Raw genomic sequence first — 11,746 nt, forward strand, 5'->3', positions numbered from 1 at the left:
GGCTTGCTTCAGGGCATTTCAGGAAATCGGCAAGTCCACATAAAACCTGGTGGCTTGTCCTGGTGTGGATTCAAAGCCTATGGTGCCCCCCATTCTTTCCACCAGTTCGCGGGTGATGGCCAGGCCCAGGCCGGTGCCACCGTTTTGTCTGGTATCGGAAGAATCTGCCTGGGCAAATTTCTGGAATATTCTATCGCGGAATTCATGCGGTATGCCTATGCCGTGATCAATGACGCTGATACGTAGCTCAGGCAAGAGAGGCAGTTTGTTCGTGCGCTTTTCTGCTTCGATATTGACGACCTCGTTTTCTGGCGAATACTTGATGGCATTCGACAGCAGATTGGACAAGACTTGCATGAAGCGCTGGGTATCGACCGTGATGCTGATATCGGGCAGCTGTTTTGCCAGCCGCAGGCTGACCCCGCGTTCGCTGCCAAAGGTTTGGTTGGCATCGACTGCCTGTTGCAGCAGATCACGGATCGCGATGGTTTCCAGCCGGAAGACCATCTTGCCTGCGGTGAGTTTTTCCATATCCAGCAGGTCGTTGATGAGGAAGGTCAGGCGCTGGCAATTTTTATTGGCCACATCGATCATCTGTTTCATGCGGTCAGAATAGTTGCCAAACACACCGCCAGAAATCAGGCCGAGTGCCCCTGAGATTGAGGTCAGTGGTGTGCGCAATTCATGGCTGACCGTGGAGATGAATTCATTCTTGATGGTCTCGGTACGTTTGCGTTCGGTAATATCACGCATCAGGGCAATGAACAGGGGTTGCCCCAGGCGCGTGACTGTCGATACCGACAAGTCAATGGGGAACAGACTGCCATCCTGGCGGCGCGCTTCCACTTCACGCCCTATGCCTATGATACTTTGTATGCCAGCTTCTGGCACAGGCCCGGTATCACTGTCCTGCACCGGATAGGGGATGATATGACGTATGCTGCGACCCAGTAATTCGTCGGCTGCATAATCAAAGATATGCGCTGCGGCATTATTGACACTGAGGATGATTTGCTGGTCGTCAAAAGTGATGATGCCATCAAGCACATTGTCGAGCACGGCACTGGTATGGGCGGCCTGGTCGCGCAAATCTTCTGCCGCGGCCCTTCTCTCGCTGATGTCCTGGAAGGTGCCATATACGCGCACGCATGCGTCGTCTTCAAATTGCGGGAAGCCGATGACATGTACCCATCTGTCATTACCCCTGGCGGTGCGTATGCAGAATTCGCAATCAAATGAGATGTTTTCTCGTATGGCACGGGCAAATAGCGCGCGGATTTCTTGCTGGCTTTGTACACCTTTGTAGAAGGCAATTGCATTATCAACGCCACATACAAAGTCATCATCCACTTCATGTATCTGCCGGGTGACCTTGCTCCATTCCAGCTTGCGGGCTTTGACTTCAAAATCCCAGGTACCTATGCGGGCGGCTGTATTAGATTTTTCCAGCAATTCATAAGCGTGTTCCAGTTCTGCCTCGGCCTGTTTTTGCTTGGTGATGTCGGCATGGCTGCCTGACATGATCAGTGGTTCGCCATTCGGCCCCCAACTGACAACGCAGCCACGGTCGTGTATCCATATCCAGTGGCCGTCCTTGTGGCGCATGCGGCTCTTGAGATCGAAATATTCGATCTCGCCCCTGAAGTGCTGCTCTATCATGGCACTGGTCAGCGTCAGGTCGTCGGGATGGCATAGCCTGAGCCAGGTATCGACGGTAGTAGGTTCAAGTTCGGCCAGGGTGTAACCCAGCATCTCGGCCCAGCGCTCGTTATACACGGTTTCACCGGTAGCTATATTGCATTCCCAGGTGCCGATATTGGTACCCTTGATGACATTGATCAACTGGCGCTCGGTTTCATACCTGTGCTTTTGCGCACGTGCCGCACTGATCAACTGGCCCAGGGTGCTGAACAGGGGATTGAGGAAATCAATCACCCGCTGATCATAGGCTTCTGGCTTGTTGGCTATGCCTACCAGCGCAATCAATTGACCATCATATTGCACAGGTATGCACAAGAAACATTGCAAGGCATCGAAATGCGCGGGGAATACCTGATCGAGAGCGCCAGCGACCAGCGCATTGTCGATGACGGGTTGGCCAGACTTGAGGGCTGCACCATACCGTGTTTTCAATTGCAGGCAAGCTATATCCCTGGCTGTAGTATCCAGGCTGGTGCTGGAAATATGTGAGGTGGCAGTATTCCAGGCCAGCATCATGCTTTTCAGGGCCGGATTGCTGACGGTATTATCCTTGACTTCGCAGATAAAACCATATGAGCTGCCTGTCAGCTTCAAGATTGCTGCGAGCAGCGATTCAAAGCCTTTTTCCTGATCGGTTTCGCGAATGAATAATGCTTGCGCCATGGCGATGGCATCACTGAGTGCGCGTTGCCTCTGTAATTGCCGGTCCAGCTCCTGTCTTTTCATGACACCGGTAATCCAGTCAGCCAGCAGACGTACAAATTCTGTTTCTACTTCTGAAAACGGGAATGATCTTGGCTCGGTATGCCAGATGCACAATGCGGCATCATCCCTGGCATTGATATGCAGACGCAGGCCTATCAGGCATTGTATCTGTGCTGGTATGGTGTTTCTGTACTTGCTTTGTGCCAGGTCTGCCGCATGAATGAGTCCCTTGTGTGTATCTTCTGGCAGTATGCACAGTGGTTCTGAATGTGAAGCCGCCATTTCTGGATGCAGCGAATCCCCGGACTGGCAGACCAGGCTGGCTTTGCCGCCAGCTTGTACGCGGCTGATCTGGCCACAACTCATGCCCAGGTAGTCGCAGGCCATGGCCAGGGTTTGTTGCAGGGCTGCTTCAGGGTTTTGGTGCGACAGGGCAGTGATGGCAGTCAGCGATAGCAATGCATGCAATTGCCTTTGCTGTTCCTCGCGTGCAAATTCACTCTCTACACAATCCGCCAGGTCACGCAGGGCAGCCAGGTCTTCTGCACTGAGTATGCGCGGTTTGGTGTCGATGATGCACAGGGTACCCAGGCTCTGGCCATTACGTGCACGCAAGGGTGCACCAGCATAAAAGCGGATATTGGGGGCATTGCTGACCAGAGGATTGTCGCTGAAACGCGCATCCTGGCTGGCATCAGCGACATACAGAATATCAGGCTTGAGTATCGCATGGCCGCAGAAAGAAATATCTCTCGCCGTTTCGCCGACATCCATACCCTGTTTTGATTTGAACCATTGACGCTCGCTATCGATGAGAGAAACCAGGGCAATCGGTGTCTTGAACAAATGGCTCGCCAGCCGCGTCAGCCGGTCAAAACGCTCTTCTGGTGGTGTGTCGAGTATGGCGCAGGCTTGCAGGGTTTGCAGGCGCAATATCTCATCGACAGGAAAATCAGGTGCTTGCATAGTGACGGTCAATCGTCAGCGTGGTTAGCCAGAGCGTCCAGCCACTTTTGCAGATTCTCGCCATACAAGGGTTTGCTGGCGAAATAGCCTTGCATGGAATCACAACCAAGCTGGCGCAGGCATTCCCGTTCGGCTGCGGTTTCTATACCTTCGGCAATCACGCTCAGGCCCAGGCCATGGCCCATTTCTATAATCGCCTTGACCAGGCCCTGGGTCGCTGGCAACTGGTCGATGTCGATGACAAAGCTGCGGTCTATCTTGAGTTCACTGACGGGCAGGCGTTGCAGGTAAGACAGGGAAGAATAACCGGTACCAAAATCATCAATGGATAAATCCAGACCGATGGCGCGCAGGCGGTTCAGCAACTCTATCGTACTGCCGGGGTCCTCCATGATGCCGCTCTCGGTAATTTCCAGTTTCAGCAATTTTGGGTTGAGCTCATACTGGCGCAACAGTGCGGCAATCTGGTCTGGAAAGCTGGTGTCGCGCAAATCATGAGTGCTGACATTGACGGCAATGGTCTGGCCAGGATATTTGTCTTGCCAGTTTTTGAGCGTGACGATGGCCTGTTCCAGCATCCACATGGTAAGCATGCTGATATAGCCGGTACGCTCGGCAAACGGAACAAATTCTGCTGGCGAAATAAAACCACGTACAGGATGTTGCCAGCGCACCAGTGCTTCAAAACCATAAGCCTTGCCTGTTACCAGGTAGAGCTTGGGTTGCAACCACATTTGCAATTCTGAGCCTCTGACGGCAGAGCGCAAGTCAGACAAGAGGCTCAGGTGGGTCAGGCGTGATGCCTCCTGCGCATCGGTATACCAGGCGGATGAGTTGGCGCTGCGTTTGGCGGCATACAGGGCAACCTCGGCATTGCGTATCAGCGTCATCAAGGGCAACGGTGTGGTTGCAGTGATGGCAAAGCCATATACCAGACTGACATCGACAGAATGCTGGCCGCATCTGACCGGCTCATCCATGGCTGCATCTATGCGCTGATGCAGGTCTTCTAGCGCGGCTTTGGAAACATCATGGCAGAGTATTGCAAATGCACCGCCAGCCAGTCTTGCCAGCCAGGGTGTTTGGCTTGCAGTGTTCTTGCTGATGACGGTTTTAAGCCGCAAGGCTACATCTGAGATGACAGTGTCGCCAGTATCAAAACCCAGGGTTTCATTGATGACCTTCAGCCGTGCCAGGTCCATCAGGATAAAGCCTTGATGTGGCAAGCCCTGGCCTTCATGAGTCTTGAGCAACAGGGTGCGGTTGGGCAGGCCGGTCAGGCTGTCGTAGTAAGCCAGTCGTTCGACAGTTTGTTCGCGTATGCTTATGGCCTCTGCCATGGTATTGAGGGCTTCGCCCACACGTGCGACTTCTTCTGTCTTGCTGGGAATAAAACGGGTCTGATAATCACCTTTGGCAATTTGCAGGGCGCTGGTTTCCAGCCTTGCCAATGGCCGGACTACGCTGCGGGTGGTCAGCCAGGCCAGCAATGCTGCGAGAATGACACCAAAGACAGACAGCATGGCGACCATGGTGCCGGTCTTTTCCAGTTCCATTTGCGCTTCTGCCTGATGGGCCAGGATTAATTCCTGCTCCCGCTTGAGGAATGTTTTGGACTGTTCCAACAACGCATCGAGCGCCGGTTTGACACGCGTACTAAAGCTGTTTTTGGCAGCATCCTGCCCTTCATCTTCGAGCTGATTGACAGTATCAAGATAATGCTGCTGATAGATTGCGCGCTTTTGCTTGAGTAGTTTGAGGCTGTTTAATTGCTCGTCGTCACTGAGGCTGGCCTCAAGATCGCTGATGAGCTGGTCTATGCGGCGATTTTTTTCATCAACAATACTGTATTCAGGTACCCGTTGTTCATAAGGAACTGTCAGGAATTGCAATAATGCTCTGCCGACGTTTTCTGTCGCTACACTGAGTTCTTGCACATACAAGAGACTTTGCACCTCTTTGCGGGCAAATTGATCATTGCGCGCAGTCATATTGCGAATTTGTGAAATTGGCAACAGCAAGACGATACTGAACAGTATTAGCAGCAAAGCATAGCTCAATGCCAGCCGCATGCCTATACGGCGCAAGCGCAGGAGCTGGATCAGGCGATGAAAGCTGTTCGACATAAATATGGCCGCAATATAGTCTTGAGTCTTAGTCTGGTAAAAAGTTGCCGGCACACAAGCGCCTGCTACTACAGGCTTATGTTAATGCACTATTAACAGCGAGGGCAATACTATTGTGCAGGGATCAACGGGCGATCAGTATATACAACATCAGCACATTGGCGACGATGGACAATACTGCCAGCATGCGCCAGGTGGCCAGCGGGTCGCGTTGTGCCAGGGGTTTGGCTTGCGGGGCGGGCAGGGGATGGGCGGCACCGCGTTCCAGTGCCAGTAAAAATTCTTCTGCAGTTTCAAAGCGTTCAGCTTCGTCACGTGCCACGGCTTTGAGCAAGACATTTTCAAGCCAGTGTGGCAAGTCGGGACGGTAGCGCCCCGGCGACGCAGGCTCAGCAAACTTGGGGCGCTGGAAAGGTTCGATTTCGCCATAGGGGTAGTGGCGTGTCAGCAAATAGTAAAGTGTGACGCCAGTGGCATACAGATCAGTGGCGCGGGATGGTGCTGCGCCCTGGAACTGTTCCGGCGCTAAAAATGAAGGCGTGCCTGCCATGCTGTGGCTGGCATTGCCCTGGCCATCCTGGCTGTCAAAGCCGGATTGCGCGACACCAAGGTCAAGAATGCGGATTTCGTCATCGTCCCCCAGATGGACATTGGCGGGCTTGATATCCCTGTGCAAGATGCTGCGCCTGTGCAGCGCACCGATGGCGCGTACCAGCTTGCCACCATAAGCGACTGCTTCTGGTATCGTGAAATGCTGCCCGGCTTCCAGCCTTTGTTGCAGGGATGCACCAGCATGCCAGGTTGAGAGATAGTACAGGTAGTTTCTTTGATCGGGCGTGATCACCTGGGGAAAGAAGCGCGCTACCACGCGCTTGGCCAGCCATGCTTCATGCGCAAAGGCTGAGCGCTCCTGTGCATCATTGGCCTTGTCGGGATGCAGGGTTTTTAACACCAGTTGGCGGTGATGAGTGGTATCGCTGACGCGGTACAGTATCGTCGTCAGCGAGGTATGCATGACTTCTTCTATCGCATAGCCATCAAGGGTTTGGCCGGGCTTCATGCGTGGTGGTACAGGCAGGGCGTGCAACTCGCTGATGGCATCGCGCAACTCACCTTCTGGCAAGCTGTCTATACGTGCAATCACGGCACTGCAGTTGTCTTGCGACCCCGCTTTCAGTGCGGCTGCGCATAAAGATTCGCAGGCAGCCTCACTGCTCAGCTTGCCTGTGCTGACTTGCTTCAAAAAATCTGTCAGATCATATTCTGTGAGACTGGCCCAGATGCCATCACAAGCCAGCAAAAAGACATCATTGACACGCAACTCACCCATGCCATGATCGATGACGAGGTGATTATCGAGGCCTATGGCGCGGGTCAGCACATGCTGCATCTCCGGTCTGTCCCAGACATGGTCCTGGGTGAGTTTTTGCAAGGCACCGTCACGCAACAGGTAACAGCGGGTATCGCCTACATGGGCGCTGTAATACATGCGTCCGCGCAAGACCAGTGAGGTCATGGTGGTGGCCATGCCTGCCAGCTCACGGCGGACTGAGCCTTGCTGCTGCACCCAGCTATTCATGGCGACCAGCACCTTGTCGAGTGCTGTTGTTACTTCCCAGGTGTCAGGCGTGGCATAGTAATCGGTCAGCAGGCCACGTACTACATATTCAGCCGCTTCGCGCCCGCCTTCATTGCCAGAGACGCCGTCGGCTACTGCCAATACCATTCCCTTGCAGGACAGCTCGGGTTCGCCTGGCGTGACCATGCCGACAAAGTCTTCATTACGCGGGCGTATGCCAGCGACGCTGTGATGTCCTGTGCTGACTGTCAGTGGCATGTTTGTGTATTTTGTGTATTCAGATTTTTGCAGTAGTCATGGCGGCAGAGCCCCAGGTCGTGCGCCAGCGTTTCTTGACCAATGATAAACCCAGCAAGGCGATGATGGCGAGGCTGGCGAAAATCGACAAGCCTATTTGATAACTGCCGGTGATCTGCCGTGAATAACCCATGCTGGCCGCCAGATAAAAACCGCCTATGCCACCAGCCATGCCTACCAGGCCAGTCATGACACCCATCTCTTTACGAAAGCGCTGAGGAACCAGCTGGAATACTGCACCATTCCCCGTACCCAGAGCCAGCATGGCAACCACGAATATACATACCGCAGCGGTAGCAGATTGCAAACCGATGGACGCAATGAACAGGAAGGCAGAAGCAACGGTGTACATGACAGACAGGGTTTTGATGCCACCTATGCGGTCAGCAATACGGCCACCCATAGGGCGCACCAGAGAACCGGCAAACACGCAGGCAGCAGTGAAGTAACCGGCTGTGATTGGCGTTAAACCATATTGCGTATTGAAATAAATCGTCAGGGAAGATGCCAGGCCAGAGAAGCCACCAAAGGTGACGCTGTAAAAGAACATGAACCACCACGCGTCTTTGTCTTTCAGTACGGCCAGGTATTCAGTCAGGGATTTGCTAGGCGCGTCGCCCGGTGCATCCTTGGCGAAAATCAGGTAAACCGCCAAAGCGATGAATAAGGGTATCAGTGCCAGGCCAAACACGTTTTGCCAGCCAAAGGCGATGGCAAGTGCTGGTGCAAACAAGGCGGCAAAGGCAGTGCCAGAATTGCCTGCACCCGCTATCCCCAAGGCAGTGCCCTGATGTTCAGGCGGATACCAGCGCGATGCCAGCGGCAATGCCACGGCAAAGGCAGAACCTGCGACGCCCAGGATCACGCCGAGGAACAGTAGTTGTTCATAAGTGTGCAAATTACCCAGCCATGCCCAGCACAAGCCTATCAGCACGACGATCTGGCCTATCAATCCTGCTTTCTTGGGTTTTAAATGATCGACCAGCACGCCCATGACGATGCGTAGCAAGGCACCAGCCAATAAGGGGGTGGCGACGACCAGGCCTTTTTGTGCTGCAGTCAGGCCCAGGTCCTTGGAAATCTGGATGGCGAGTGGCCCCAACAATACCCAGACCATAAAACTCAGGTCGAAATAAAAGAAGGATGCCAATAAGGTGGGTGTGTGCCCGGCTTTCCAGAAGGAAGTTTTTTGCATGATCGCTCCAATAGTGAACATGCATGCCACTTGCAAGGGACGTGCCATCAAAATGTGCAGGTGATTCGCGTATTCCATGATTAAAAACAAAACTTTCTGCGCAAAAACTGTGCGCGCTCTGAATTAAATGGTGCAATGCACCAGAATGGCTGAGTTTTGTATGAGTGCCGCGAGGATTTTTGGTGCATGCTTCAAGAAGTGGCATTGCTTTTGCTGCCAACCGAGGAATCCTCCGTTTTTCTTGGTGAAAACCATATTAATGCGCAGTTAAATTGGTGCAGGCTTATAAAAACAGCCTGGCTTTCCCTCTGATAAAAACGAACTGGCATTGCTCTTGCTTAGAGTCTGGGGAGACAAGCAAAGGAGCAGCCATGAAGAAACTTAAGCTAGTGATGGTAGGGAATGGTATGGCAGGTGTGCGTACCCTGGAAGAATTAATCAAGATCGCCCCCGACCTGTATGACATTACCGTATTTGGTGCAGAACCTTATGCCAATTACAACCGTATCCTGCTATCACCTGTATTGGCAGGCGAGCAAACCATCAAAGACATCATGCTCAATGATGTGGATTGGTATGAAGAAAATAATATCACCCTGCACCTGGGCAAAAAAATCGTTAAGATAGACAGGGCACGCCGTCTGGTGATCGCCGAAGATGGCACTCAGACTGAATACGACCGTCTGCTGCTGGCGACTGGCTCTACACCTTTCATGTTGCCGGTTCCCGGCAAGGATCTCAAGGGCGTGATTGCCTACCGCGACATCTACGACACCAATACCATGATAGAGGCGGCAGAAAAGCATACGCATGCTGTCGTTATCGGTGGAGGCCTGCTGGGCCTGGAAGCCGCCAATGGCTTGAAAATGCGCGGCATGAGCGTGTCTGTCGTGCATTTGCCAGGCTGGCTCATGGAACGCCAGCTTGATCCTGTTGCTGGCAAGATGCTGCAAAAATCTCTGGAAGACCGTGGCCTGAACTTCCTGCTCGAAAAAAATACTGAAGCCATCATCGGTGACGACGCTGGTCACGTCAAGGCCATACGCTTTACCGACGGCCTGGAAATCCCTGCGCAACTGATCGTCATGGCAGTTGGCATACGCCCCAATACTGCGCTGGCAGAATCTGCCGGGTTGTACTGCAATCGCGGCATCATCGTCAATGACACCATGCAGACTTATGACCCGCGCATTTACTCTGTTGGCGAATGCGTCAATCATCGCGGCACAGTGTATGGCCTGGTTGCCCCTTTGTTCGAAATGGCCAAGGTCTGCGCCAATCACCTGGCCAATTTTGGCATAGGCCGGTACCAGGGTTCAGTCACATCTACCAAGCTGAAAGTGACAGGCATAGACCTGTTTTCTGCCGGTGAATTCATGGGGGGCAAAGATACTGAAGAGATTATTTTGTCTGACCCCATAGGTGGTGTTTACAAGAAGCTCGTGGTCAAGGATGACAAGCTGATTGGTGCTTGTTTATATGGCGATACCGTAGATGGCAGCTGGTATTTCAAACTGCTGCGCGAAGGCAAGAATATTTCAGAAATCCGTGACTCATTGATGTTCGGCGAATCGAATACCGGTGACGTTGGTCATGAAGGACACACCAAGGCAACTGCCATGCCGGATGAGGCCGAGGTCTGTGGCTGTAACGGTGTCTGCAAGGGCACTATCGTCAAGGCCATCAAGGAAAAAGGCCTGTTCACACTCGACGATGTGCGCAAGCATACCAAGGCATCGGCATCCTGCGGTTCATGTACCGGGTTGGTAGAGCAGATCATCATGTTCACTGCCGGTGGTGATTATTCGACTGCTTCTAAAGTCAAACCCATGTGTGCTTGTACTGATCATAGCCATCAGCAAGTGCGCGATGCGATCAAGGCCAACAAGCTATTGACGGTATCTGGTGTGCAGGAATTCATGGAATGGCGCACACCTAACGGTTGCTCCAGCTGCCGCCCGGCCATCAACTACTATTTGATTTCTACATGGCCACGTGAAGCGAAGGATGATCCGCAATCACGCTTCATCAATGAGCGTTCGCATGCGAATATCCAGAAGGACGGCACTTACTCCGTCATCCCGCGTATGTGGGGTGGTGAAACAAATGCCAGTGAATTGCGCAGGATTGCTGACGTCGTTGATAAATTCAAGATACCAACAGTCAAGGTCACCGGTGGTCAGCGCATTGACTTGCTGGGTGTGAAGAAAGAAGATTTGCGCGCCGTATGGCAAGACCTGGGCATGCCATCTGGCCTGGCTTATGCGAAGGGTCTGCGTACCGTAAAAACTTGCGTGGGTAGTGAATGGTGCCGTTTCGGTACGCAAAACTCCACCCTCATGGGGCAGCAACTGGAGCGTGAACTGGCACGCATGTATTCGCCACACAAGGTCAAGCTGGCTGTGTCAGGTTGCCCGCGTAATTGTGCCGAGGCTGGTATCAAGGACGTTGGTGTCATCGGCGTTGATTCTGGTTGGGAAATTTATGTCGGTGGCAATGGCGGTATCAAAACCGAAGTCGCGCAATTCCTGGTCAAGCTGAAAACCCATGAAGAAGTCATGGAATATACCGGCGCCTTCTTGCAGTTATACCGTGAAGAAGGTTGGTACCTGGAACGTACCGTACATTACCTTGCCCGTGTCGGCCTTGATTATGTGAAGAAAATCATATTGGAAGACCACGAGCGCCGCAAAGACTTGTATCAACGTTTGCTGTTTGCACTGGAAGGTGAATCTGATCCATGGCATGAACCAGAAAAAGCTCAGGTCGATACGCGTCAGTTTGAACGCTTGCCAGCATAACGCCATTTTTTGAGAGGAAAAAACATGAGTCAGGAATGGCAAGTTATTTGTCGTGTAGAAGATATCCCCGTACTGGGTGCGCGCGTGGTTGCACGTGCGGCCAAGCCGGATGTCGCCATCTTCAGGAATACAGAAAACAAGGTCTTTGCTCTGCTGGATAAATGCCCGCACAAAGGCGGTCCTTTGTCACAAGGTATAGTCTTTGGCGAAAGAGTAGCCTGCCCCTTGCATAACTGGAACATAGAATTGCCCACAGGTTGCGCGATTTCTCCGGATGAGGGCTGTACCCAGAAGTTCAGCCTGAAGGTGGATGCGGACCAGGTTTATCTGGACGCAAATGAGTTACGTACACTCGCAATAGAGGCATAGAAAAAAT

6 protein-coding genes are annotated in these 11,746 nt (G+C 52.7%); 2 read left to right on the plus strand and 4 right to left on the minus strand.

The window, feature by feature from the left end:
• Nucleotides 1-18: 18 nt before the first annotated feature.
• From ACO0LI_RS05200 to ACO0LI_RS05215, 4 genes are all read right to left on the minus strand, one after another.
• The gene (locus tag ACO0LI_RS05200; RefSeq protein ID WP_423031397.1) at nt 19-3,372 is read right to left on the minus strand and encodes a PAS domain S-box protein; all 3,354 of its coding nucleotides are present in this window, start codon (nt 3,370-3,372) and stop codon (nt 19-21) included.
• A gap of 8 nt (nt 3,373-3,380) precedes the next feature.
• On the minus strand, nt 3,381-5,498 hold the full coding sequence (locus tag ACO0LI_RS05205) for a putative bifunctional diguanylate cyclase/phosphodiesterase (protein WP_423031399.1): 2,118 nt from the start codon (nt 5,496-5,498) through the stop codon (nt 3,381-3,383).
• A gap of 124 nt (nt 5,499-5,622) precedes the next feature.
• Nucleotides 5,623-7,335: a protein kinase domain-containing protein gene (locus ACO0LI_RS05210; RefSeq protein ID WP_423031401.1), complete on the minus strand. Its 1,713-nt coding sequence runs from the start codon at nt 7,333-7,335 to the stop codon at nt 5,623-5,625.
• A gap of 19 nt (nt 7,336-7,354) precedes the next feature.
• A complete protein-coding gene (locus tag ACO0LI_RS05215) occupies nt 7,355-8,569 on the minus strand; it encodes a nitrate/nitrite transporter (protein WP_423031403.1) in 1,215 nt (404 codons plus the stop codon).
• Nucleotides 8,570-8,940: 371 nt separating this feature from the next.
• Here ACO0LI_RS05215 and nirB point away from each other — a divergent pair, with 371 nt between their 5' ends.
• Together nirB and nirD are read left to right on the plus strand one after the other, a co-directional pair.
• A complete protein-coding gene (nirB, locus tag ACO0LI_RS05220; protein ID WP_423031405.1) occupies nt 8,941-11,370 on the plus strand; it encodes a nitrite reductase large subunit NirB in 2,430 nt (809 codons plus the stop codon).
• A 24-nt stretch (nt 11,371-11,394) separates the two neighbouring features.
• Nucleotides 11,395-11,739, plus strand: coding sequence for a nitrite reductase small subunit NirD (gene nirD / locus ACO0LI_RS05225; protein ID WP_110255775.1), 345 nt, complete (start codon nt 11,395-11,397; stop codon nt 11,737-11,739).
• Nucleotides 11,740-11,746: the final 7 nt, after the last annotated feature.

Origin of the sequence: Undibacterium sp. Tian12W (assembly GCF_049339405.1) — a bacterium.
In the GTDB taxonomy this organism is placed as follows: Bacteria; Pseudomonadota; Gammaproteobacteria; order Burkholderiales; family Burkholderiaceae_D; genus Undibacterium.

Excerpts from the sequence above, each read along its gene's own strand:
- ACO0LI_RS05200 (WP_423031397.1), bottom strand. The coding sequence starts at position 3,372 with ATGCAAGCACCTGATTTTCCTGTCGATGAGATATTGCGCCTGCAAACC.
- ACO0LI_RS05205 (WP_423031399.1), bottom strand. The coding sequence starts at position 5,498 with ATGTCGAACAGCTTTCATCGCCTGATCCAGCTCCTGCGCTTGCGCCGT.
- ACO0LI_RS05210 (WP_423031401.1), bottom strand. The coding sequence starts at position 7,335 with ATGCCACTGACAGTCAGCACAGGACATCACAGCGTCGCTGGCATACGC.
- ACO0LI_RS05215 (WP_423031403.1), bottom strand. The coding sequence starts at position 8,569 with ATGCAAAAAACTTCCTTCTGGAAAGCCGGGCACACACCCACCTTATTG.
- nirB (WP_423031405.1), top strand. The coding sequence starts at position 8,941 with ATGAAGAAACTTAAGCTAGTGATGGTAGGGAATGGTATGGCAGGTGTG.
- nirD (WP_110255775.1), top strand. The coding sequence starts at position 11,395 with ATGAGTCAGGAATGGCAAGTTATTTGTCGTGTAGAAGATATCCCCGTA.